The organism is Mucilaginibacter polytrichastri, from assembly GCF_001911425.1.
Lineage (GTDB): Bacteria > Bacteroidota > Bacteroidia > Sphingobacteriales > Sphingobacteriaceae > Mucilaginibacter > Mucilaginibacter polytrichastri.
Map to the genome: position 1 here is coordinate 2,242,172 of NZ_MPPL01000001.1, position 24,944 is coordinate 2,267,115.

At 41.6% G+C, this 24,944-nt stretch carries 26 protein-coding genes; 8 read left to right on the forward strand and 18 right to left on the reverse strand.

Annotation, left to right across the window (positions count from 1 at the left end; all coding sequences use genetic code 11):
* Positions 1-18 precede the first annotated feature (18 nt).
* Complete coding sequence (locus RG47T_RS09705; RefSeq protein ID WP_074489232.1) at positions 19-1,680, forward strand: MutS-related protein; 1,662 nt, start codon at positions 19-21, stop codon at positions 1,678-1,680.
* A 27-nt stretch (positions 1,681-1,707) separates the two neighbouring features.
* On the opposite strand, the gene RG47T_RS09710 is transcribed toward RG47T_RS09705, so the two are convergent.
* The 7 genes from RG47T_RS09710 to RG47T_RS09735 all read right to left on the reverse strand — a co-directional run bounded on the left by RG47T_RS09710 (position 1,708) and on the right by RG47T_RS09735 (position 7,061).
* Positions 1,708-2,073 carry a DUF4406 domain-containing protein gene (locus RG47T_RS09710; protein WP_074489233.1) on the reverse strand — a complete coding sequence of 122 codons (366 nt, stop codon included), beginning with the start codon at positions 2,071-2,073 and terminating at the stop codon, positions 1,708-1,710.
* An 81-nt stretch (positions 2,074-2,154) separates the two neighbouring features.
* Entirely contained in the window at positions 2,155-2,337 is a 183-nt protein-coding gene (locus RG47T_RS09715) for a hypothetical protein (RefSeq protein ID WP_074489234.1), read from the reverse strand.
* Between the two features lie 442 nt (positions 2,338-2,779).
* Positions 2,780-2,920, reverse strand: a complete 141-nt coding sequence (locus tag RG47T_RS26060) for a hypothetical protein (protein WP_171972507.1) — start codon at positions 2,918-2,920, stop codon at positions 2,780-2,782.
* A 297-nt stretch (positions 2,921-3,217) separates the two neighbouring features.
* Positions 3,218-4,063: an oxidoreductase gene (locus tag RG47T_RS09720; RefSeq protein ID WP_074489235.1), complete on the reverse strand. Its 846-nt coding sequence runs from the start codon at positions 4,061-4,063 to the stop codon at positions 3,218-3,220.
* Positions 4,064-4,101: 38 nt separating this feature from the next.
* Complete coding sequence (locus RG47T_RS09725) at positions 4,102-4,941, reverse strand: SDR family NAD(P)-dependent oxidoreductase (protein ID WP_074489236.1); 840 nt, start codon at positions 4,939-4,941, stop codon at positions 4,102-4,104.
* A gap of 81 nt (positions 4,942-5,022) precedes the next feature.
* Positions 5,023-5,931 (reverse strand): helix-turn-helix domain-containing protein, encoded by a 909-nt coding sequence (locus RG47T_RS27155; RefSeq protein WP_074489237.1) that lies wholly within the window; start codon positions 5,929-5,931, stop codon positions 5,023-5,025.
* 140 nt (positions 5,932-6,071) lie between these two features.
* The gene (locus RG47T_RS09735) at positions 6,072-7,061 is read right to left on the reverse strand and encodes an aldo/keto reductase (protein ID WP_074489238.1); all 990 of its coding nucleotides are present in this window, start codon (positions 7,059-7,061) and stop codon (positions 6,072-6,074) included.
* 234 nt (positions 7,062-7,295) lie between these two features.
* Here RG47T_RS09735 and kaiC point away from each other — a divergent pair, with 234 nt between their 5' ends.
* Genes kaiC through RG47T_RS09755 form a run of 4 tightly spaced genes read left to right on the forward strand, consistent with a single transcriptional unit; the run spans position 7,296 to position 11,411 of the window.
* Positions 7,296-9,047, forward strand: a complete 1,752-nt coding sequence (gene kaiC, locus RG47T_RS09740; RefSeq protein ID WP_074489239.1) for a circadian clock protein KaiC — start codon at positions 7,296-7,298, stop codon at positions 9,045-9,047.
* Positions 9,047-9,334 (forward strand): circadian clock protein KaiB, encoded by a 288-nt coding sequence (gene kaiB / locus RG47T_RS09745; RefSeq protein ID WP_216351033.1) that lies wholly within the window; start codon positions 9,047-9,049, stop codon positions 9,332-9,334. The genes kaiC and kaiB overlap by 1 nt, the downstream gene beginning before the upstream one ends.
* Positions 9,335-9,347: 13 nt before the next feature.
* Positions 9,348-9,659: a circadian clock KaiB family protein gene (locus tag RG47T_RS09750; protein ID WP_074489241.1), complete on the forward strand. Its 312-nt coding sequence runs from the start codon at positions 9,348-9,350 to the stop codon at positions 9,657-9,659.
* Between the two features lie 12 nt (positions 9,660-9,671).
* Positions 9,672-11,411, forward strand: a complete 1,740-nt coding sequence (locus RG47T_RS09755; protein WP_074489242.1) for an ATP-binding protein — start codon at positions 9,672-9,674, stop codon at positions 11,409-11,411.
* A 102-nt stretch (positions 11,412-11,513) separates the two neighbouring features.
* Here the strand turns inward: RG47T_RS09755 and RG47T_RS09760 are convergent, their stop codons facing one another.
* The 5 genes from RG47T_RS09760 to RG47T_RS09780 form a co-directional block, all read right to left on the reverse strand.
* Positions 11,514-12,080, reverse strand: coding sequence for a hypothetical protein (locus RG47T_RS09760; RefSeq protein ID WP_074489243.1), 567 nt, complete (start codon positions 12,078-12,080; stop codon positions 11,514-11,516).
* A 191-nt stretch (positions 12,081-12,271) separates the two neighbouring features.
* A complete protein-coding gene (locus RG47T_RS09765; protein ID WP_074489244.1) occupies positions 12,272-12,553 on the reverse strand; it encodes an NHL repeat-containing protein in 282 nt (93 codons plus the stop codon).
* A gap of 173 nt (positions 12,554-12,726) precedes the next feature.
* Positions 12,727-15,168, reverse strand: a complete 2,442-nt coding sequence (locus RG47T_RS09770) for a TonB-dependent receptor (protein WP_074489245.1) — start codon at positions 15,166-15,168, stop codon at positions 12,727-12,729.
* 104 nt (positions 15,169-15,272) lie between these two features.
* Positions 15,273-17,285 carry a M56 family metallopeptidase gene (locus RG47T_RS09775; protein WP_074489246.1) on the reverse strand — a complete coding sequence of 671 codons (2,013 nt, stop codon included), beginning with the start codon at positions 17,283-17,285 and terminating at the stop codon, positions 15,273-15,275.
* A 23-nt stretch (positions 17,286-17,308) separates the two neighbouring features.
* Positions 17,309-17,692, reverse strand: a complete 384-nt coding sequence (locus tag RG47T_RS09780) for a BlaI/MecI/CopY family transcriptional regulator (protein ID WP_074493298.1) — start codon at positions 17,690-17,692, stop codon at positions 17,309-17,311.
* 197 nt (positions 17,693-17,889) lie between these two features.
* Between RG47T_RS09780 and RG47T_RS09785 the strand changes: the two genes are divergently transcribed.
* Positions 17,890-18,420 (forward strand): 5' nucleotidase, NT5C type, encoded by a 531-nt coding sequence (locus RG47T_RS09785; protein ID WP_074493300.1) that lies wholly within the window; start codon positions 17,890-17,892, stop codon positions 18,418-18,420.
* 103 nt (positions 18,421-18,523) lie between these two features.
* Positions 18,524-19,312 (forward strand): S1/P1 nuclease, encoded by a 789-nt coding sequence (locus RG47T_RS09790; RefSeq protein WP_074489247.1) that lies wholly within the window; start codon positions 18,524-18,526, stop codon positions 19,310-19,312.
* 60 nt (positions 19,313-19,372) lie between these two features.
* Here RG47T_RS09790 and RG47T_RS09795 read toward each other — a convergent pair whose 3' ends face one another.
* From RG47T_RS09795 to RG47T_RS25705, 6 genes are all read right to left on the reverse strand, one after another.
* Complete coding sequence (locus tag RG47T_RS09795) at positions 19,373-19,696, reverse strand: DUF6686 family protein (protein WP_074489248.1); 324 nt, start codon at positions 19,694-19,696, stop codon at positions 19,373-19,375.
* 80 nt (positions 19,697-19,776) lie between these two features.
* A complete protein-coding gene (locus RG47T_RS09800) occupies positions 19,777-20,805 on the reverse strand; it encodes a hemin-degrading factor (RefSeq protein ID WP_074489249.1) in 1,029 nt (342 codons plus the stop codon).
* Positions 20,806-20,816: 11 nt separating this feature from the next.
* Positions 20,817-21,605 carry a heme ABC transporter ATP-binding protein gene (locus RG47T_RS09805; protein WP_074489250.1) on the reverse strand — a complete coding sequence of 263 codons (789 nt, stop codon included), beginning with the start codon at positions 21,603-21,605 and terminating at the stop codon, positions 20,817-20,819.
* Positions 21,602-22,651, reverse strand: a complete 1,050-nt coding sequence (locus tag RG47T_RS09810) for a FecCD family ABC transporter permease (protein WP_074489251.1) — start codon at positions 22,649-22,651, stop codon at positions 21,602-21,604. Before RG47T_RS09810 ends, RG47T_RS09805 begins: the two co-directional genes overlap by 4 nt.
* On the reverse strand, positions 22,651-23,490 hold the full coding sequence (locus RG47T_RS09815) for a heme/hemin ABC transporter substrate-binding protein (protein ID WP_074493302.1): 840 nt from the start codon (positions 23,488-23,490) through the stop codon (positions 22,651-22,653). Before RG47T_RS09815 ends, RG47T_RS09810 begins: the two co-directional genes overlap by 1 nt.
* Positions 23,491-23,562: 72 nt before the next feature.
* A complete protein-coding gene (locus RG47T_RS25705) occupies positions 23,563-23,742 on the reverse strand; it encodes a hypothetical protein (RefSeq protein ID WP_139235671.1) in 180 nt (59 codons plus the stop codon).
* Between the two features lie 175 nt (positions 23,743-23,917).
* Between RG47T_RS25705 and RG47T_RS09825 the strand changes: the two genes are divergently transcribed.
* The gene (locus RG47T_RS09825) at positions 23,918-24,937 is read left to right on the forward strand and encodes a helix-turn-helix transcriptional regulator (RefSeq protein WP_074489253.1); all 1,020 of its coding nucleotides are present in this window, start codon (positions 23,918-23,920) and stop codon (positions 24,935-24,937) included.
* Positions 24,938-24,944: the final 7 nt, after the last annotated feature.

The following is a 24,944-nucleotide window of genomic DNA, read 5'->3' on the forward strand; positions in this document are numbered from 1 at the left end:
AAAAAAGCAAACCAGCATATGATCGTACTGCCCTTTATTGTTCTGCTTATTGTTGCTGTTTTTCTTTACACCAACTACCGGCGTAAAGAAAAACAGCGGCAGCTATTTTTAGAACTTCGATACAACTGGGGCAAACCTATAGATGTGCTGCGCAATTACAGATTGATTTCTGCCTACAGCAATCACTTGCATAGCGATCCATTATCAGCAGCGCTGGCTAATGATATCGACTTCGAAAAACTGTTTGAATATGTAGATCGTACCAACTCCAAACCCGGCCAGCAATACCTTTACGCCAAACTACGCAAACCCGAACGCGAGCGCCACAAACTGCTCGATTTCGACCAATTGATTGAACAAATTGGCGCAGATGAAGCAAAGCGTTATACCATCAGTTTGGAGTTGCAGCGTTTAAATAAAAGTGATGCCTATTATGTGCATCAGTTGTTCCATAGCAAGGCGGTGCTCGATTATAGTCCGCTCGTAAAGCTTTACATCCAGTTTGCGGGCATGCTTTGGATAGCTGCCCTAACCATGACCATTATACTCCATAACCAATTCTTTTTCTTTCTTACACTGGGGCTTACGTTATACAACTTCTACCTGCACTTTACCAATAAGGAAAAGATCTTTGGTTTTGTGCATTCGCTGCCTCAATTAAGAAGGCTGATCCATGCGGCAACTAATATTAGTAACCAGTTGCAAACGGCACATTACAAAGAGGCTCAGGATAGCATCAACAACCTGAAACCGCTTAACCGCAAGCTGGCTATTGTGAGCCTTGATGGCGGCGTTAGCGCCGACCCTACAGACCTGGGTTCTGGTATATGGGAGTTATTTAAGATCCTGTTTCTGCTGGAACCACGCAGCTTTATTACTGCCATTGATGAGGTAAATAACCACCAGCAAGATATCGAAGTACTGTTTAATTATGTGGCCGAAATAGATGCAGCCATTAGTGTGCAATCGCTACGGGTAGGTTTACCTTATTACTGCAAACCTGATTTTGTAAATGGTAGTGAGCAATTAGAAATAACAGACCTGTACCATCCATTGATAGCGAACTGTGTGCCTAATTCGTTATCAGCAAAATACAGTCAGGGCGTATTGATTACAGGCTCTAATATGTCGGGTAAGACAACATTTATACGTTCTATAGCGGTTAATACCTTGTTGGCGCAAACCTTGTACACTTCGCCATCGCACAGCTACCAGGCACCTTTGCTTGATATATGCAGTAGTATTAACATGGCTGATAGCCTCGATGAATCTAAAAGTTATTTTCAGGCCGAAGCATTATCTATCTTCAATATTTTAAATCACGTAAAGGCTAACGGTGGTAATTGTCTCATCATTATTGACGAAATTTTCCGCGGCACCAATACCATTGAGCGAGTGGCCGCTGCCCGGGCCATCCTCTCCTATTTATCGGCCAATAAAAACTTTGTATTTGTATCCACTCACGACCTGGAACTAGCAGAGTTACTAGGCGAAGAATATGCAGTATATTCTTTCGAAGAAATGGCTGCCGATGAGCGGCTGATCTTCGATTATAAAATTAAGCCAGGCATCTTAAAACATAAAAATGCCATAGCCGTATTAAAGGCTATCGGTTACCCGGAAAGTATTATTACCAACGCCACCAAGGTTAGCGATGAACTTGGGAAGAAATACAATTAAATCCAAATATTGTATTGGTTCTTAATTCTATATCCTGGGCACATTATCTAAATTATAAAAGATCTCTTTTTGCTTAGCCAAGCCAACGGCTACCATTTCGTCGGCCCCGGCAGATGGCCCTCCTATACGCAACACAGCATTGCAATGGTCAATCAATTGTACAGCTATGGGATGGAATATTTCGTTAAACACCTCATCACCTACCTGCTTTGATCCCGCTGCTTCAATTAAAGGCAAAGCAAACCATTCGCCCATTACCGGCATGTGGCCCAGGCGATATACGGCAAGGGCAGTGTCTGTCATGTGTTTTACATTGGCTTCAATCAATATAGGGTTATCATTTGTGCCAGAGCGGTATGGCCCTGCTACCAATATCATTAATGACTTTTTCATATTTCTAAGGTAGGGTTTGCACTAGTATTACAGGGATTAAATTGCATAAAAAAAGCCCCCTTTTTTTAGGGGGCTTAATGTCTATAACATTCTACGCTTAGGTTTGTGAACACTATTGCGGTTCCATGCCTGGTCAGAGCGTTGTCCGTCTCCGTTGTTCCCACCTCTTTGTTCATTGGCTTCTTTCAGATCGTTAAAGTTACGGTCTGATGTTGAACCACCCTGTACACTGGCGTTGCCTTTAACATGCTCTTGATCTTTCATATGGTTATTGATAATTGGTAATATTGAATGCAGTTTTACCTGCTGTATTATAATAACAACAACTATGCCGACAAATTGTGTATGGAATTATAGGATTAACAATTAATGCGGATAAAATGACACAATAATTATTAAATCGATAAAATAAAGCTAATTTTTACAATTCTAGAGGCAATGGTATTAATTGTAAAATACTCATTTAAAGCAACGTATTAAACATTTTTACATGAAATTGCTATGGCCTTACATAAAATAGAATATTTGCGGTAGCAACAGGATTGTACCCATCCATTACATACAAAAATAAACGGTATGCCCCCTCCTTTTCAGGCGATTTTATAATTGCATGATCTGTATTGGCGTCGCCTATCAAACCAGTTACCGGCTCTGGCCTCGATTCGTGGTCGCCACCGGTTTTAAGATCAGTGCTGCATCACATCAACTAATTCGCCGACTCGCCATTTTCTGTAAATAAACCATACCAGGTTGGTGTGCGCTCTTGTTTTTGTCCCCATAAAAAAACATAAGAACCCAGGCAATTTTTGTCTACTTTAATGGATGCCTCGTATCTACTTTTATACACTGCAGCCTTCTCACTGCTGGTTTCTTCTACCGAAGCATTTCACTGGGTTTGCAGCCCTTCCCAATGCCCGTGTAGGCCTTAGTCAATTTTACTTCACTAATTTACTCCGGCACTTTAGCCAGGCCTCCATAAACCTGTACACCCAGGGCAGTGAGTTATAATTTCGGCTATTACTTTGGCAGTTAAATCTGTAAGTACCAGGCCGAACTGTACATAATCACCTTATCAACCAATATAAAACACAAAAGCGCCCCATTATTACACAGGGCGCTTTTGTTATACAATGGAGCGGTTATTTTAGTTATTAAAACCGGTAGAAATGGTTAGTGCTTTCCAGGTTTTTAAATCATTTTGCAGGTAGTCAATTTTGGTTTGGGCTACGTTGTAAGCATCTTCGCCAAGTAACAAATTAAGCGGAGGGTTTTCTGCTAATGAAACCTCAATTATAGCTTCCGCAGCTTTTTCAGGGTCGCCGGGCTGTTGCTCATGGATCTGGTTCTGATGTGCATTTTGCGAATCGCGAATATTTTGGTAAGCATCGATCGTATTTTTAGGCGTAACCAATGAACCTGATGCCAGGAAGTTGGTGCGGAAATAACCCGGTTCTACAATAGTTACCTTAATACCAAAGGGTTTTACCTCGGCGTGTAACGACTCTGATAAACCATTTACGGCAAATTTGGTGGCGCAATAGATCCCAAAACCCGGGAATGCACCCGAAATACCGGCTATTGAGGAAATGTTAAAAACATGTCCCGATTGCTTTTCGCGCAAATAAGGCAGTGCCTTACGGATCACATTTAATGAGCCGAATACATTTACCTCGAAGTTATCTCGGGCTTCCTGATCGGTAGTTTCTTCCAGGCCGCCCAGCATGCCATAACCGGCATTGTTAACCACCACATCCAGCTGACCAAATGTACTGATCGTTGTTTCGATAGCTTTTTGCACGCTTTCTTCACTGGTTAGGTCAACTGCCAGTGGTAAAAAACTTTCGTCTTCTGGTTTCACCTCTTTTACCAGGTCGGCTAAGTTACGTGATGTTGCAGCTACTTTATATCCCTTACTTAATAGTTTTTGCACCAGCACCAGGCCTAAACCTTTTGATGCACCGGTTACAAACCATACTTTTTGATTGTCCATTTTGTTGATATGTTTTAATTTGATAGACTTTTTAATGATTAGCCATTGTAATCCATGGCTTTAGACAGGTCTTCATTCACACGAAACTCCTTGTCTAACAGTTCCAGCTTTTTCATTGCCCTGTCGTAAGCATCGCTACCCAACAGAAGGTATAATGGTGGATTTTCTTCCTGACCTATTTGTATAATAGCCGCAGATGCTTTATCAGGGTCGCCGGCCTGGTTGCCATCCATTTTGATGTAACGGGAATGCATTTCCCTAACATCGGCATACTCACTGATTGGGTTCTTGGTCATCACTAGTGACTCTTGTGTTAAGAAACTGGTGCGGAATGCACCCGGTGCTACTACCGTAACTTTAATGCCGAAAGCCTTAACATCCTGCGCCAACACCTCAGAAAAGCCGATTACTGCAAACTTGGTAGCCGAATAGATAGACCAGCCCGTACCACCGGCAATACCCGCTATAGATGAAATATTGATGATATGCCCTGATTTTTGCTCGCGCAGGTAAGGCATTACACTGCGTATAACGTTAAGCGTACCAAAAACATTAACGTCGAAGCTTTGGCGGGTTTCCTGGTCGGTTAACTCTTCAATGCTGCCGCCAATGCCGTAACCGGCATTGTTAATTACTACGTTAATTCTTTTAAATGTTTGATAGGTGGTATGGATAGCCTTACATACGCTATCCTCGTCGGTTAGGTTAACCTGCAAAGGCAAAAAGTTGGCAGTCCTGGCCCCTACAGCTTTAACCAGCTCATCTAAGTTGCGGGAAGTTGCAGCAACGTAGTGGCCTGCATTTAGCAGTTGCCTTACCATACTTAACCCGAATCCCTTAGATGCTCCTGTGATAAACCATACTTTTTTGTGTTCCATCGTGTTTTTCATTTGATAGAACAAAGTTATGGCAGCACCCGGGCTAAGCGCTTACGCTAAGCAAACAGATACTTACGAAATTCAAACATTTCTGAAAGAGCTTGGCGTTAAAGTGGTTTTCTTTTTGAAAAAATTATTGAAATGGGTAGGTTCTTCGAAGCCAAGCGAATAGGCAATTTCAGAGATATTCCAGTCGGTATGCCTTAGCAGCGATTTGGCTTCGCTTAATAAACGCTCGGAGATGCGGTCTGTTGTGGTTTGCCCTGTGGTTTCGCGAATAGCCCTGTTGAGGTGATTTACATGCACCGATAACTGGCTGGCAAAATCATTGGCCGAACGCATGGAGAAACGCTGAGAAGGTGTTTCTATCGGAAACTGGCGTTCCAGTAGTTCGGTAAACACGGCAGTAATACGCGATTTAGCATCGGTATAACGACAAGCTGTTTCGGCCGGCTTTGTTTTTAGGGCATAATGAATAATGTCTGTTACATAGTTACGTAACAGATCATATTTATAAATGTAATCAGACTCAATTTCGGTCATCATTTTAGTAAAAACTCCTGACACATAAGCTTCCTGCTCAGCATTTAGTGAATAAAAAGGACTATTACCTAATTGATACATGGGTAGCTCATTTAAGCCACCACGTATTTTATCAGTAAAAAAATCTTCGGTAAAAATGCAGAAGAAACCCGTTCTGTCATCCGTTAAGTTTTCCCAGGCATAAGGTACCATCGAATTAAAAAACATCAATGTAGTACCAGATACATCGATACTCTTATCTGCATAGTGGCATATACTGTTGCCCCGCATCATCGTTATTTTATAATAACTCCTGCGGCTGTAGCTAACATGGCCATTAGCCGGATTAGGGCCAATACAGTCCTCCATCCTGAAAACATTAAAGTGCCCAATCTCCTTCTGAATATTGTCTGGCATCCATTTTTGCTTATGCTGATAAAATTCTTCGAGTGATTCTGTACCTGCCATATTCAAAGTTACGTAATTCAAACACTACATAAGTATCATTTCAAGGTCAATTGTATTTTTAAATCACAAAGGGTATTACTCATTTAAGTAATACCCTTTGTGCAGTTAGCGGCAATGTTTAATGCAGTTAGCAGCTATGTTTAGCTATTGTCTACCATCTTAAAAGCAGATTCATCATAGCGTGCTCCGGTGTTTGGATATTTAGCCAGCAGCTCGTCTATCTGTGAAAGATTACCTGTTGATAATTCGATATCCGGTGCGCCCGAATTATCTTTCAGTTTGTCGCGCTTCTTAGTGCCGGGTATCGGGATAATATTATCGCCCTGTTTCAGAATCCAGGCCAAAGCTAATTGAGCAGGGCTGCAGCCAATACTCGCGGCCAGATCGGCAAAGCCCTGGGCCAGCTTTTGGTTATTATCCTGATATTCTTCCTGATAACGGGGTAATTTTTTACGGAAATCATTATCCGCCAAAGTACTTAAGTTTAAGGTATTGGTCATTAATCCCCGCGCTAAGGGGCTAAAGGGCACAAAGGCTATACCCAGCTCTTTGCAAGTTGGCAAAACGCTCTCTTCTACATCTCTAGTTAACAACGAATACTCGCTTTGTACCGCACTAATAGGGTGTATAGCATGTGCTTTACGGATAGAATTTGCCGAAGCCTCCGACAGGCCCAAATAACGTATTTTGCCTTCTTTCACCAGTTCGCCCATGGCACCAACCATTTCTTCAACCGGTACGTTGGGATCAATGCGGTGTGCGTAGTATAAATCAATTACATCTGTCTTCAACCGCTTCAAGCTGGCTTCTACCGCTGTTTTCATGTAAGCAGGAGAACCATCGAACACCATATTGCTGCCGTTACTACCTTCGCGCTGGGTAAAGCCAAACTTGGTGGCAATAAATATTTTATCGCGGTTGGGTACCAATACATTCGAGATCAGTTCTTCATTTTTACCGCTGCCATAAACATCGGCTGTATCCCAAAAGTTAATACCCAGGTCAAGGGCATAATTTAAGGTTGCAATTGATTCTTTATCATCAGGCACGCCATAAGCATGGCTCATGCTCATGCAGCCCAGGCCTATGGCCGAAAGCTTTTCTCCATTTCCAAAATTTCTGTATTTCATATCAGTTGGTAAATTGTAAATCAAATGTATAGGCAACAACCCATAATCAAATCAGTTTAATGTAATAAGTATGGTGATGGTTTAATATGGAGTAATTTTAAAAAACACTTTAACCGCTTTTTAGTTTATTAACCTATCAGTCGTTATAAATAATACACTCCACAAACAAGCACAAAGTTTAATTAGTAATAAAATTAATTACTAAATTACATTAGTAATTTCATCATATTGATTATGCCCTCTAAAAAAACCCTATTAACCCCCAAGCAGCCATTACACGAGCTTACTAAAACACTAACAGGTATTACCGGATTAGATGAAATTACAATGGGCGGCCTGCCAACCGGCAGACCGACTTTAATATGCGGTAGTGCCGGTTGTGGAAAAACCTTAATGTCGCTAGAATTTATTGTGAGGGGTGCTTTAGAATTTAATGAACCCGGCGTTTTTATAGCCTTTGAAGAAAAAGCAGATGAGCTGGCTACTAACGTAGCCTCATTAGGGTTTGATCTTAATGAACTTCAGCAGAAAAATAAAATTAAAATTGATTATATACACGTAGACCGAAGCGAAATTGAAGAAACCGGCGAGTACGATCTCGAAGGTTTATTTATTCGTTTAAATTACGCCATTGATAGCATTGGTGCCAAGCGCGTTGTATTAGACACTATCGAAAATCTATTTTCGGGGCTTACCAACCTGGCGATATTACGTGCCGAACTTCGCAGGCTATTTCAATGGTTAAAGAATAAGGGGGTTACCGCAATTATTACCGGCGAGAGAGGTGAAAAAACACTAACCCGCCAGGGATTAGAAGAATATGTGTCTGATTGTGTTATACTCTTGGATCATCGTATTATCGACCAGATATCAACCCGCCGGTTACGTGTTGTAAAATACCGCGGCACAACCCATGGTACCAATGAGTATCCTTTTTTAATTGATGAAGAAGGAATATCTGTATTGCCGGTAACATCGTTAAAATTAGATAAACCAGTTTCATCAGACAGGTTTTCGTCGGGCATACCTGCGCTTGATAAGATGCTGAGCAAAGGAGGCTTCTTCCGTGGCAGCAGCATTTTAGTTTCGGGCACGGCAGGTACCGGTAAAACCAGTATAGCAGCCAGTTTTTGTAATGAGGCCTGCGCACGCGGCGAAAAAAGTTTATTCTTTGCGTTCGAAGAGTCTCCTACCCAAATTATACGCAATATGCGCTCTATTGGTATAGATTTGCAAAACCATGTTGATACCGGACTGTTGCAATTTTATGCATCACGCCCAACTTTGTATGGTTTAGAGATGCACTTGGTTGCTATGCATAAAGCAATTAAGAAATTTAAACCTAAAGTAGTTATTTTAGACCCGATAACTAACTTAATTACAGTTGGTTCTGTAAGTGAGGTAAAATCGATGCTGGTTAGGTTGATAGACTTTTTACAGGACGAGCAAATTACGGTAATGTTTACAGCCTTGTCTTTAAACACAGTTGTAAACGAACAAACAGATGAAGGGGTATCATCATTGGTTGATGCGTGGCTATTGATTAGAGATATTGAGATGAACGGCGAGCGTAACCGTGGTTTATATATTATGAAATCGCGCGGAATGAAGCACTCTAACCAGGTACGGGAATTTTTAATTTCTGATGAAGGGCTAAATCTGATCGATGTTTACATAGGGCCGGATGGTATACTTACCGGCTCTGCCCGCGAGGCGCAAATGCTGCTCGAAGAAACAGGACATGTTTTACATAGCCATGCCATAGGTGTTAAAGACAGCGAGTTACTGCGGAGACGTAAAATACTGGAATCGAAAATAGACAGTCTTAAATCGGAATTTGAGTCGACCGAGGCTGAATTGAACAAATCTTATATAGAAGAGGCGATTAAAAAAGACGTAATGGAACAAAACCGTGAGAAACTTACCACTTTAAGAGGTAAAGAATTAGGCACGATTAAAAGTAAAAATAAAAAAAGTAAAAAATAGTGGGCAAAGCATACGAACTAAGATTATACGTAGCAGGTAAAACAGTAAAATCTGTAACTGCACTAAATAATCTTAAAAAATATTGTGAAGAACATTTGAAGGGCCAATATAGCATTGAGGTAATCGATCTGCTACTGCACCCACAGTTGGCAGAAGGCGACCAGATATTGGCCATACCTACCCTTGTTAAAAAAGTACCAGAACCGGTACGTAAAATAATAGGTGATCTATCCAACGAAGAAAAAGTATTGGTAGGCTTGGATATCCGCGCAAAAAAAATAGTGTAACGAAAAAATTAACATGTCAAATAAGCGCGATGCTATTAATTGGGATACCACAGAAGATGAGATTTACGAACTGCGATTGTTTGTAACCGGCACCTCCCCCACATCTGTAAGAGCAATTAATAACCTCCATGTTATTTTAGAACAGCATTTAAAAGGTAGGTACGAACTGGAAATTATTGACGTTTACCAGCAGCCTTTATTAGCAACAAGCGAAGATATATCGGCAATACCTGTATTAGTAAAAAAAGCCCCCAGCCCGGTGCGAAGGTTGGTTGGGGATATGTCTGACACAAACAAGGTACTTCGCGGCCTTGGTTTATTGTAAATCCGTTGTATTTTGGAGAATACAAAATCATACCAGGATCTTTTAAATGAGCTGAAAGTTTTGCAGCTCGAAATGGAGGAAATGCGCTATCGTTTAGAGGAGGCGACAGACACCATCGAAGCCATTAGAACTGGTGAAGTTGATGCTTTAATTGTTAACGACGGCGACGGCCACCAGTTATACACCCTAAAAAACGCTGACCAAACCTACCGGATCTTTATTGAGCAGATGACTGAAGGTGCGGTTACCCTTAACGAAACAGGACAAATATTATACAGCAATTCGCAATTTGCACAACTAATTAACTTACCGCTTGAGAAGGTTACCGGTAAATCTTTCTTTAAATTTATTTCTGAAGATTGCCAGGAAGAATGCGAATCGCTGATAACAAAAGCATGGAAGGGTAATACCAAAGGTGAACTATCCCTTTTAACCAATAACGCCCATAAAATTCCAGCTTTGCTTTCTTTAAAAACACTCGACCTGGAAGAAGGCTTGTCGCTAAGCGTTATCATTACAGATTTAACAGAGCAAAAAGAAACGCAGCAGCTGTTAGAGCAACAGAATGCAGAGCTGGAAGAAGCGCAAGAAATAGCCCATAACTTAAATGCCAACCTCGAAAATACTGTTAAAGAACGTACCCGTGAACTCGAACTCAACATTGAGCAAAAAACTATAATAGAAGAAAACCTGCGTGGAAACCAGCAACGCCTGCAAAGTATATTAGATACCATGGCCGAGGGTGTGGGTATTGTTGAAACCGATGGTAAACTGATTTACGCCAACCCCATGGCACAGACTATTTTTGGTATTAGAGAAGGAGAAACCGGCTTGTTCTCGGCAGATAATCCTAAATGGCAAAACTTACATATAGATGGTTCGCCATTATTGGATCAAGACCATCCGATGGCTATTATGCTGGCTACCCAAAAGGCAATTTACGACCAGGAAATTTCAATCCAATTTCCTGATAAAGAGCGTGTATATGTATCTATTAACGCAGCCCCTCTTATAGATTTTAACGGTAAATTAAATGGTGGCGTTGTTACCTTCACAGATGTAACCGCTCGCAGAAAAACGATTCAGCAAAAAGACGATTTCATCAGTATTGCGAGCCACGAGTTAAAAACACCGGTAACCAGCCTTAAAGCATCCATACAACTATTGGGCCGAATGAAGGACAACCCTTCTCCCCTGATATTAACCAAATTAATTGAACAGTCTGGCAGAAGCCTGGAGCGGTTAAATAACTTAATTAATGATTTGCTAAACGTAAATCGCATTACGCACGGCCAACTGCAACTACGTAAAAAGGAATTTTTTATTAGCGACATGATCAACAGCAGTTCCCATCATTTGCGCACTACAGGCACGCATCGCATAGATCTACAAGGCGATTTAAACTTACAGATCTATGCAGATGAGCAACGTATAGATCAGGTTGTGGTAAACTTTTTAAATAATGCTGTAAAGTATGCGCCAAATTCGACAGAGATAGCTATCTCGGCTCAAAAATTGGTTGATCATATAAAAATTTCTGTGAAGGATAACGGCCCTGGAATTTTACCCGAAAAAATCCCTCATCTGTTTGACCGCTACTATCGCGCAGACCATAGCGGAACGCAATTTTCTGGCCTGGGGTTAGGATTGTATATCAGCGCCGAGATTATAAAACGCCATGGAGGCGAAATTGGTGTAAATAGCGAATTGGGAAAAGGCAGTACCTTCTGGTTCACGCTACCAATTAAGTAATGCATCTTGAACAAGAAATTTCAAAATCCTCAAAAACAAAAAAGCCGAAGAAATCAAACCGTAATTTGATCACCTCAGCTTTTCTGATGAAAATATTTTTGCTTAGTTGGTTACCGCTTTGTATGTATAAGGCAAGGTGGTTAACTGCCCGGTTGCTATCTGTGCAACACTGATAGATACCACATTGCCACTGTTATCATAAATAGTATTGCTGGAAACAAAATTGAATGTGCCTGTTAAAGTCTTTTTAACAGTATCAATAGATGCAATAATAATTTGCTGAGAACCATTTTTAGTGGTACCAAATGGGGTATACACATATGCACCGCTTGAGTTCTTTTGCAGGGTGCTATAATCAAACGTAGCATTTGATGTATAGGTACCTATCGGAAAATTATTGCCGGCGGCAGAATTTGTGTTGGTTATGGCCATGGTAACCTGCTCTTGCGCATGTGTTGCACTACAGGTTAACACCCTGGTTTTGGTGGTTGGGTTGTAAGTAACTACTGCACTCAGGGTATCTTTAGGAGCCCAAAGTGTGCCATCAATGTAAGCCTGAAAAGCCGAAATGGGCGCTGTAGTTGTAGTGGATGCTGTAACGCCGTCTTTTTTACAGCTTTGGATCAGAAATGCACAAAAAACAAGTAGAAGGGTATATTTTATTTTCATCTGCGAAATTTAGCCCAAATTAAAGTCATTTAATTGGTTAAAATATATGATTTCACACATTTTAACATTTGACCTCATTTGGACCCTTTTTTACTGGGGTTTAACTCCCCTCTAAACGTACTTTTAAACAATATTGTATGCAGCAAAAATAATAAATATTGTTACTGTTTACGGATGATGTGCGATAATTATTAAGGCAGTTTAACTTTGTAAACCCTGAAAGGATATTCAACCTTATCTTCCCCATTGTTATACTTAGGCAAACGGTTCATTTGCGAACAGCTAAAGTACAGATAACCATCCTTCCCGATACCAAAATAATCCGGCCATATCAGTCGTTCATCTTTAACCAGGAAGTGTACTTTACCATCGGGCGTAACATACTGTATGGCATGGTCGGGCGAATCGCTGAGGTAAATATTGCCTTTAGCATCAGCTATCATACCGTGGCATATGCCGGTTTCGGCTACCATTTGCACTTTAACAGACAGTGTTGCATCAGACAATAAACCATTGGCCAGATCGGCAGTTGGTATGCGATAAAGCTTTGTTTGATTAATAGCCCTAAAAAGTGCTGTCGTATTTATAATACTAATAAACGATGAATAAGTTTCTGCTTTTTAATAGCAATAGCATCACATGCCTGTTAATTCTTCACCCTGCTTTGTTCGCTTTCGGCACCGTTGGCATTGTGCTTACGCTGGTCTGAGATTGCCTTGCCAAAACGGTAACTTAGGGATAATACAGCCGTACGTGTATCGCTTACATTATGGTAATCGGCACGGGTATTGGCCAGGTTATTAATAATGCCGCTATTTACCATACTATGAAAAATGTCATTAACAACTAGTTTAAGCGTTGTACTACCCGATAGCTTTTTAGATACGCCGGTGTTTACTTTACCGCGTTGCCCTGCAATAAACTGCGCACTGGTAACCTTACTTTGGTATGAGCCGTCCAACTGCCATACCCAGCCGTTGTTGAATTTGAATTGAAAGGTTGGCCTCACTGAAAAATAAGTCCCCTTGGTATTTAATATCCCGGTGTAGAAATCACTTACTGTGTGGATATTTACCACGTTAGTGAAAACATTAAAGTTAAGCCACTTATAAAAATCGAACGTAGCATAAACCGAGGCAGCTTTTACGGTAGTAGTACCCAGGTTGCCGGGGCGGCTGTAATAAATGCCGTCAATAATTTCTATCGTTTCATCCACATCGTTGCGCGTTTTGCTGTACTCTAATGTGGTAATTATGTTTTTATAGGTGTGGGTTAAATCGATACTGTTTGTGTAAGAGGGTTTTAGAAAAGGGTTCCCGGTGTAATAGGTAAATTTATCCAGTGGCGATATAAAAGGGTTCAAATCCTGATAATAAGGGCGGTCTATCCTACGGCCGTAAGTTAAACCGAGTGTTTGCTTGCCTGCACTATCCAGTTTGTACTGTATGTAAAATGTTGGGAACAGCCCATTATAATTGCGCTTAAAGGTCGAATCTGGTTTCTGCACGTTACCCAATTGGTTTCCGTCAGAAATTGTATTCTCAAAACGTAAACCGGCCTGCAGTGAAATTCTTTTAAAATCTTTAGTGGCATTAATGTACCCTGCATTAATGGTTTCCTTGTAAATAAAATGATTGGTCTTATCATAATCGGGCGCGGTAACATTGTTTGTGGTATAAAAATAATCGGCAACGTTATCTGTTTTGGTATAGCTTGTTTTACCGCCAACAGACAGCTTAATACCATTATTAAGCGGCTGCGTATAATCTGCCTTGGCCGAATAAATATGGATATTAGCTGGTAAGCTACCGGTTAGCATATCATTATCTGCCAGTGTGCCGTTTGGCAGGTAGCTGAAATTATTGAAGGTTTGCGCGTTTCCAGAGGTGTAATTCAGGTAATCTGCATCAACAGTTAATTCCCTTCCTTTTTTGTCATACTCGTGGCGATAATTAAGGTTGATACCGCCATTTTTAAACTTACGATCTTGTGCATTATGGGCTATAATAGTAGAATCGAGTACATTTGAGGCATCCATAAATTTGCTGCTATTGAGTACACGTTCGGTACCCGGATTACTTAAACCTGTAAACACGATGCCCAAAGTGGTTTTATCTGAGGCATAGTAATCGAGCCCTATTTTGGTAGTATAGCTTTGCGATTTGCGGCGGATAAATGAGTTTTGCAAAAAGTTAGAAACCGGCTGATTATTATCATCCACAAAATGGCGGTTAATATCCAGATCGTTATAGTTGTTTGAGGTACTGAAGCCCAGGTTACCAAACATATTAAACTTGTTATCGCGATAGTTGAAGTTGAAGCTATTATTGGTTTTGGCATAATGCCCCTGCGAATAACTTAAATTAACGCCGCCATTAAATCCCTTAGCCTTGCCGCGTTTAGTTCGAATGTTAATCACTCCCCCATTACCTGCTGCATCATACTTAGCAGGCGGGTTGGTCATCAGTTCTATTTGATCTATGCTTGACGAGGGCAGCGAACGCAGGTAATTTTCCAGATCTGTGCCAGAAAGGTAGGTTGGCTTTCCATCGATAAAGATCTTTACATTGTTTTTTCCTTGCAGGCTAATGGCGCCGTTCTGGTCTACAACAACGCCCGGCGATTTTTCCAGTACATTTATAGCCGTTGAGCCTGCATTGCTAATCAGCGCATCGGGGTTAACCACGGTACGGTCAATCAGGTGCTCAACTAATGGTTTTTGGCTGCTGATGGTTACTTCTTTCAGCGTGGTTCCGCTTTGCTGAAGCATAATTGCAGGAATGGCAATATCATGTTCGTCAACCTTAATTACATCGCCTTTATATTTCTGATACCCCATCATGGTTACACTTAACCTGTAATCTCCCTTTTTAATACCCGCTAACTGATACACACCGCCTGCATCAGCCAAAGCTGTTTTAACCAATACCGAGTCTGCCGATCGGAGCAGGTATACTGTAGCGCCATCCATCGACCTGCTATCGCTACCGGTAATTTTACCGCTGATTTTGATACCCGTTTGGGCAAAGGCAAAAGTTGATGCAATAGTTATCCATGTGGCTATTAAAGCCGCAATTTTTAGTTTCATAAGGGAAATTATTTTAGGTTAAATGTTGATGTGTTTACGAACTTTAAGGGCGTAGCTATCCCGGCTCAGTATTTATGAGTTAATTTTTAACTATGTTATATTTGTTATTTTACAGTGACGTCTGTGGTAGTGTTATAATTATACATCCATGACCAGCTTCTTTTCCTGCCGTCATCAGGCATTTTCACAAATTCTTTTCTAAACTTCTGGTAAACACCGTCAGGTATTTTTTTGCCATTTACAATAAACTCGGTATCGCTTAATTTAAAGGAAGTCAGGTCGGCTTGCTTTTGAATAATACCCTCCTGGATTAACTCTTTAGTCAGTTTATTCCTATTGTTTTCTTCTATTTTAGGATCGTATGGTTTTTCTGAAGCTAATTTGTCAGCATCATATTTAGCCAGGGATGCTGTTTGTGCCTGCTGATTAGCAAGTTTTGTTTGTTGTACCGCCAACTGTATTTTATTGTTTGAGCTAAGTATTTTTTGATTAGCGTCATCAAGCTTACCCAACGTTTGTTTGTCGAGACTTAATCTTAAATCTGATTTAATTTCAATGGGACTAATTGGCTCAATAGGCTGTATAGATTCTTTAATCGGGATAATTTGCTGTATGGGCTCTTTTATTGGCGTTATTTCTTGTATGGGTTGTATTTGTGGCGTAGCATTTCTTTGCATTACTGCATTAATTAACGGCATATAAGTAGCATACTGATCTGGCGCTAATGTTGCGCCATTAATTTGCACCGAGCTTATGGCTTTACCTTTTATATTTATTTGATATAAAACGCCGTTTTCTTTAATAAGATGCGTGGTTATATTACCATTCTGAATGGTGAGTTCTTTATGCTCAATAACCTGGTCAGGCTCATATACTTTCACTTTGGTTTTTACGGTATCCTTTTCTACAGGCGGCGTTGGCGACACCACTTCGGTTACAGATTTAACAATGGTAGTTACTACAGGCACCGGCGTTGCCGCTATTTCTTCCCGGGGCGCAATTTCCTTTTTAATGGCATTACCCGCATGCACTACCGCTTTAGATGCCGTTACCACCAGCTTATTTATTTGCGCTGCATTGGTAAAAGCGGTTGTTACTAAACCTGCGGTTACCAGGCATAGGGCCAGTAATGATTTTTCCATCACGTTTAACGATTGGTTATTATTAGATACCATTCGTTTAACCCTGCCCATTAAGTGGTTTTTATGCCCGCTAAAAGCCATAGCATAAGCAGGTGCCGATAACTGATACTCCTGGCATGATACCAGCGCCCTGATGTAGTTTACCTTGCTACTGGTTTGCGCTACGGCAATATCATCGCAGCAGTTTTCGCGTTCTGTTTTAATTAATGATGAGATCCAAAGCACAGCCGGGTTAAAAAAGAATACAATTTCCATAATATTAACCAGCAGGTTTACCAGGTAATCCCTGCGCCGCACGTGGGCCAGCTCATGCACCAGTATCGCTTCAATCTCGGCAGTTGAAAGGGCGGTCATTAACCCAACAGGGATCAGGATCAACGGCTTTAAGTGCCCGATTACCATAGGCACCTTAGCCATGCCCGATTCTGCAATGCTTACCATTTGTTTAATACCAAGTTTAACGGCAAGTTCCCTCACCCGGTTTTCCCAGGCTTCATCTACAGCAAATATGCTTTTACGGCGCAGGTGATAAAGGCCGTGCAAACCGGTCATCAGTTGCAAACTGCGGGCAAATACAATTAAAAACCACACCAATACAATAGTATAAGAGTGGCTGTTTAAAAAGCTTAAAAAGTGGTGGTCGGTTACGGTTACAGCAGCTTGTGGTAACACAAACTGAGCGACATTATTAACAGGTGTATTGCTAACCATATGCCGGCCGTTAATTATTAAAGCACTATTAACCTCCTCCAGTTGCAATTGATGTACAAACGTATAAGCCACCGTGCAGGTAAACAATAGCAGTGCAGCTATCAATAAATTATAACGGCGTGCAGGGGCATGTTTACGGGTGCATACAATAATTAGCCCGGCCAATGCGGCCAGCAGCAAACCCTGCCATAACGAATGGATCAGTGTGGTACAAACTGCTTTTATAAAGTATGCGGGTATTGCATTTATAATAGAAAGGTTCATAATAGCTGGCTTTAAATGGTTAACTATTCTTCGAGTTTATTAAGCAGGTCTTTAATATCCTGCAGGTCTTGTTGTGATGTTTTTTTATTACCCAGTAATTGCATCACCAATTTACTGGCCGAGCCTTTATACATGGCATCTACAAACTTGTTTAACAAATGTGCTTTGGTATCCTGCTCCTCTTCTACTACGCTGTAAATGTGTTTCATCTGGCTTTCGTCGCGTTTCAGGATATTCTTGTCGGCCATAATTTGCATTAGCTTTAAAGTGGTGGTATAATTCACATCCTTCTGCTTCAGCAATTCGTCATTAACAGTGCGCACTGTAGATGGGCCTTTTTCCCACAAAACCTGCAATATTTCAAGTTCTGATTTGGTGGGTTCCAGTTGTTTGTTTTGCTCTTCCATATTCATCTCAAACCAAAGGTAGGAATATTTTCGTACGAAACAAATATTAGGTAATAATTTTTTCGTACCTTTTAATAACTTATTCTTTATCCAAACTAATGAATGCATTAAAGACGCGTTAAATAATAAATAGTGACAATGATATGCCCCAGGCCCTTTACTTTTTTGTTGTTATTTGCGTTTATAAGTTTAACTATATGAGAAAAACGATTGCTATAGATATGGACGGCGTACTGGCCGACGTAGAAACCCAATTTTTAAACTGGTACGAAAGAGACTTCGGCATCAAAATGACCAAAGACCAGATCGCCGGACTTACTGAAGACACTGCCTTCCCCGAAAAAGGTGCCATACGCAAGTTCGCCCATACCGCCGGCTTCTTTTTAACCTTGCCGGTAATGGAAGGTGCTGTTGAGGCTATTGCAACCTTGTCAAAAAAATTCGAGATCTACATTGTGTCGGCAGCTATGGAGTTCCCCCTAAGCCTGCCCGAAAAACTGGAATGGCTAAAGGTTAATTTCCCGGCCATCAGTTGGAAAAACATTATTTTTTGTGGCGATAAAAGCATCATCAATACAGATTACATGATTGACGACCACCTTAAAAACCTCGATAACTTTAAAGGTAAAACCATTATGTTCCATGCTTTTCACAATGTGAGCTATACCCACCATACCCGTGCAAATAACTGGAAAGAAGTTATTGACCTGATGGCTAAGGAAAATTAAGGACGAAAGGCAGGCGGATAAAGGATCGATTGGTTGGCATTACAGGGTTTTATATAAAAATGCCAAACAGCAATATTTACTTTTGAATGCTGTTATACTAGCAATGAAAAAATACATTTTTATAGCCCTTTTGGTTATTAGTTCATTAAGCCTGATATCATGGGGTATAACGGGGCACAAAGCTGTAGCACAGATAGCCGAAAACCACCTTACCCCTGCCGCTAAACTGGCCGTTAAAAAATTATTAGGTAATGAATCACTGGCTGATGTAAGTACTTTCGCAGATGATTACCGGATGCAGCCCGAATTTAAATATACCACGCCATGGCATTACATTAACGTACCAAGCGGGTATACTTTTGCACAGTTTGCCGATGCCATTACGAATATGCCGCAGGATAATGTTTACAAAGCCCTGATTAATTTTGAGCATGAGCTTGGAGATTCTACCAAATCGCGCGAACAGAAGGCATTTGCGCTGAAATTTATTGTCCACCTGATTGGCGATCTGCACCAACCCATGCATGTAAGCCATGCGGAAGATAAAGGTGGTAACGACATTAAGATCATCTATAACGGGCACAACAATGAAAACCTGCATAGCCTGTGGGACGAAGGGATTATTAACCGACAGGGCTTCTCTTATAAAAAAATGGCCACCGAATATGATAATGCCACACAAGCCGAAATACAAAAATGGCAAAAAGATACGCTGATGGTCTGGCTTTGGGAATCATACCAGATTAGCAGTATATTGTACGAAGAAACAGCCAAAGACCCCAACTTTACAGCACAATATTACCAGGACTACCTACCCATAGTTGAAAAAAGAATTGAAAAAGGCGGCATCAGGCTGGCGGGTGTATTAAATAACATCCTGGATAAACAATAACCTGTTACAAAACTTAGCCTGACAGCAATAGCATCATCGTCCGGATAAATCAATAACAGATCAGCGCGAATAAAGTACTTTGTATATCTCATGCAACTTTAGCGCTTCGCCCATGGCTTCGTTAAGGTCACGCCATTCGGTTCTGGTAAATACAAAGTTAATATCCTGGTTCGGTGTACATACCACAGCCCGCTCAGACCCATCCGGAAACGGGAAACTCCGCTCCTCAAAATCCAATTCCTGGGTAAACTGGTGAAATGCCTCCATCTGGTCCGGCGTAAAACTGAGCATCAGGTTGTGGTGCCATATACTCATCATGCCGCATTCGGGGCAATCACATATTACGGCTGTGCCGCAACGGGCTAATATTCGGGTTTCGCACATGGTAGCAGGTTATTTGGTGCCTGTATTACCTGCGGCGCATCGTTGCTATGCCGCAGGTAACCAGGGCTTGTATATTTTAATTATTTAGTAGTGCTGTCTGTAAGCAGGGCTCTCCAGCCTTCGCTCTCGGGGATACCCGGTTTGCGCTTGCCAAAAAATTGTACAATGGTATTACCATCCTTATCAAAAACTTCAATACTATGTACCCAGCCATCACTTGTTGGCTTTTTAACCAACCAAACGGTATCAATACCATCCAGGCGCAGGTGCATGTTAAAGTCAGGATCGAGCACGTTAAACCACGGGCCGGTTTCTACCAGCTTAACTACCGGGCCGGTATGGATCTGGATACAACCGGCGCTACCTGTGAAAACCATAATCTCCTGCCCCCTTGCAGCGGCATTCTCTAATATGGTTTTTAAGGTATCTACTTCTAGTCTCAGGGCATAATCTTCTGGTGCCAAACGCAAGGCTTGTGTGCGTGTAAGCTGGTGTTTCTTTAACAGGGGATGAAAATCATGCGTATCCTGCAGTGTTTTCCAACCTTCCTGAAACTCATTGATGTTGATCTCATGATCCTGTAACTCAACTACGGCAGCAGGGGCCGGCAAAATAGTTAGTTCTTCCGCCTGGTTTTCTGCCTGGTATTTAGTTACCAGCGCATGGTAAGCCTCTGTGTTGCTATCTTCAGTCAGATAGATCTTATGTACTGCCTCGCCGCTTTTGTCGAAGAATTGCAAACTGTGGCGATCTGCCTCGTTAACTGCAAAACCTAAGGCCCACTGGCTCATAAACAAACGCAAATCAATATCGGGTGTAACTACCAAACCTACATGCCCGTTAAAAGTAGCCTTTTTGTAAATGCCCTTTCTTTCGTGCACGCAGTAGTCATTACGGGTTAAAGCCATCACTTTCTCCAGTGTATTTACTTCTTTTAAAAGTTCCGGAAACTGGCTGGTTAAACGTATTACATTAACTCCTGTACCTGTATTTAACAATTCGGCCTCGCTAACACCCAATTGCTTTGCCGCATCTCTGATACGGGTTTTAGGGTTTTGCTCTTTGAAAGCGTCCCATTGCGCCTTTATACTTTGTGTTGTACTTTCCATATTATTTTAGTTTAAGCATAATTAATTATGCCTGTGGTAATTACCAGCGGGCATTTAAAGTTTTCATTTTGTATCAACTGCACTTTAATGCCAAAAGCATCATAAATATTTTCACAGTTGATAACCTCATTGGGGCTACCGAGCGCCTGCATTTTACCCTGTTTCAAGATCAGCATCTGATCGGCATAGGCGGCAGCCAGATTAATATCGTGCAGTATGCAAATTACACCATAGCCTTTATCTGCCATAGCCCTGGCTTGTATTAACAGTTGCTGCTGATGTAATAAATCGAGCCCGTTGGTAGGTTCGTCTAATAATAACCAACCGTTAGGTATATCTTGTATCTGGGCAATAACACGCGCTAATTGCACACGTTGCTGTTCGCCACCCGATAGGGTTTCATAGGTTCGCCCGGCCATCATGGTAATCCCAGTGGCCTGCATAGCCTCAATCACCATTTGCAGATCATGCTCTGTTGGCTGGCCGTCAAAATGGGGATACCTGCCCATTAATACCAGTTCTTTAACGGTAAAAGACAAGCTGAGCGTATTATGCTGGGTTAGCACCGACCGCCTGCGGGCCAGTTCTTTCAAAGGGTAACTGTTAAGCCCCTTGCCATCAAACAAAACCTGGCCTGCTGACGGGGGCATTTCATTACATAATAACTTAAGCAGCGTACTTTTACCGGCACCGTTGGCCCCTATAATAGCCGTAATTTCGCCTTGTTTAGCCTCAAAAGAAACATCGTTTAAAATTTCTTTTTTACCAACTGAATACGAAACATTATTAACCTTGATCATACTTGTTGTTTTTTAATTTGTATGCTGATCATGTAAATAAATACCGGCGAGCCTGCCAGTGCAGTTACAATACCAATGGGTAGCTCGGCCGGGGCAACAATGGTACGCGATACCAGGTCGGCCAGGGTGAGCATGGCTGCACCTAAAATGGCAGAGCCAGGTATTACCAGTCTATTATCGGCTCCAAAACCTATTCTGATAATATGCGGGACAACAAGCCCCACAAAGCTGATAATACCGGCTACTGCCACAGACGCCCCCACAGACATCGTTGCCAGTATAAGCACAGTGCGCTTAATTTTATTAACGCTAAAACCCATATGCCCGGCTTGTATTTCACCAAGGGCCAATGCGTTTAGCGGTTTGCCCATAAATGGCAGTATTGCTAACGGAATTGATATAAAAGGCAGTATGCTGGCGATAGAGATCCAGCTCGATCCTCCTAAGCTGCCTAAACTCCAGAAGGTAAGGTTACGCAATTGCTCATCGGTTGAGATGTAGGTTAACAACCCCGTGAACGAGAACGCTAATGCGTTAATAGCGATGCCGGTTAACAGCAAAGCGGTAATCATGGTTCTGCCTTTATGCATAGCCAGCTTGTATACTGCCCAGGCAGTAATAAAAGCCCCGGCAAAAGCAGCAGCTGATAACAGGTAATACCCATAATTACTGCCAACCATTACAAGTAGTTTACCACCGAAAACAATGGTTAGGGCAGCAAACAATGTAGCACCCGATGAAATACCGATAAGCCCCGGCTCGGCCAGCGGGTTACGGAACAAGCCCTGAATGGCTGAACCCGAAACTGCCAATGCCGCACCGATCAGCACACCCGAAAGCACTCTTGGCAACCGCAGGTTAAACATAACCGCAAATTGCTGTGAAGTAAACCCCGGCTTGTGGCTTAGGCCAATATGATAACTAATCATTGACCAAAGCTGGCTAACCTCAATGTGTACCGCTCCAATGCATATCGAAGCCACAACCACCATAATTAAAAGCAGTGATAAACCCAGTAGTACGTAGTTATGATTTTTAATAACCATTACTTAATTTTCTGTGCTAGTTCGCTTACTGCTAAACCCAAACGCGGTCCGAAACTGCTTACCAGCTCGCCGTCCATGGTTACAAAACGTTTGTTTTTACCGGCATTGGTTTGCGGTATGCCCTGTACATTTAATAAACCGGTTGCACCGCCCAGGCTTTCCATACCACTGCTAAACAGTAATATCACATCAGGATTGGCTGCAACAAGCGATTCTGGAGTTAATGGCTTAAAATCTGTAAAGCCAACAACGGCATTTGCGCCGCCGGCCATTTCTATAATTTGCTGCATCTGTGTGCCTTCGCCGGCTACCATCATGGTACCCGTACCACGGGCGTAAATAAACAATACTTTAGGTTTGGCGCCCTTATTAACTTTTGCCGCGGCAGCCAGGTCGCTATCTAATTTTTTAATAATAGGGTCTGCCTTTTGTGGTTTACCAAAAGCTGTGGCAACTTCTTTAATAAGTTTGCGCGTGCCATCGGCCGAGAAAGTTTGGGTAAATAATACCAGTTTAATGCCTGCGCTTTTTAATTGGGCAACCAATTCTGGTTTTAACTCATTTGAAAGTCCGGTTACTACATCGGGTTGCAAAGCCAGGATGCCCTCGGCAGACAGGTTGCGGTTATGCCCTACTTTGGGTTTAGCTTTAAGGCTTGCAGGGTAATTACTGGTAATATCTGTACCTATAATATTACTTTCCATGCCTATACCGGCCAGTATTTCACTCACGGTACCATTAACAGATACAATTTTGGGCGATGCCTGGGCCATAACCTGCGGCATGTAACTAGTCATTAGCACAACCGTGCTTAAAATCATTTTTTTTAATTTATTCATTTTCATTTGCGGGGGTTTAAGGGTATGTTCCGCTCCCCTCGCGGCAGCGGAACATGAAATCAACTGATTTGATTATATAAAACTATTGTAAGCTTGTATTTCCGTTGGCTTTGCAGGCCAAGCGGTAACTGGTGTCCCGGTGGTATTTGTTAGTGTTTCTGCTGTAAGAGCTGCATTGGTTTTATTGCAAGCCATTGTTAAAAAGCCCGAATTGCCGTTTAAATCGGATGGCAAAGTTTGTAGTTTGTTCATGTTGTTTTACGATATCTTGCTGGGTTTTGCTCGTCTTTTCAGGAAAGCAACATCAGCACACAAATAAATTTTTCTCTTTTATTTAGACTGATTAAAAATAATGATGCAAATTTGCGCCATACATCAATCACGGGGTTAACGCAAAACGGATTGAAAACAACGCGAAACGGATTATATGCAAATCACCTTTACACCATCACTTAATCATAACTCCCACTTAGATCTCTCCTACCCGAAAGAATTTAGCAGTGCCCAACACATTCAACAGCGCGATTCGTCGACAGCTGCAGAATGGGGTAATATGAATGTTAAGGAGTTGTGGTTTGAAGGCGCTTGCATGCTTAGCAGTAAATTTGACGTAAACAGCCCTTCTAGCATGAAACTGCAGTGTGATAGTTTTTGCTGGGTAATGAACTTTGTTTTGGAAGGCAAACTTACCAGCCTGTCTAATAATGAACACATGGAGTTGATTTTGCAAAAAGGCCAGTATCATACCTTTTATTGTTCGGCGTTAGATATGGATTTAGTGGTAGATCGCCCGACTGATGTTTTTACCATTTGCCTTACCCGGCGGTTTATCCGTAAACTGCTGGGCAAAGATATTTTACCCGAAAACTTTGAAAGTGGTGCAGATGAACCCTTTACCCTGGTTGCTGCCGATGTGTACCGGGATGGAAGATTTAAAGCTCTCATAAAAGAAATGTTGCAAGCAGGTCAGCCAGATTATATCCGGCGAATATTTTTAGAGTCGAGAATACTCGAACTGCTCTCTCTACAGCTGGAAAGATTGGAAAACAAGCAGCAATTGCCGGTTAACTTTAGCAAAGAAGATGTATCGAGATTGGAAGATGCCAGGACGCTGGTTGAGCAAAATCTGCAAACCCCCTGTTCATTGATTGAATTGGCCCGTAAAACTGGATTGAACGATTTTAAATTAAAAAAGGGATTTAAAGAACTTTTTGGGCACACTGTATTTGGTTACCTGTTTGAGTTGAGGATGGATTCGGCTTATCAATTGTTAAAGGAAGGCAAATCGGTTGGCGAGGTGTCAGAAATTGTAGGTTATAAAAATGCTCACCACTTTACATCAGCGTTTAAAAAGAAATACGATCTTTTGCCCAGCCAAATAGGTAAAATATTAACATTTATATTAACCGGATACACATTTAGTACATTTTCTGATTGCTTTTTTTAGAATAAGG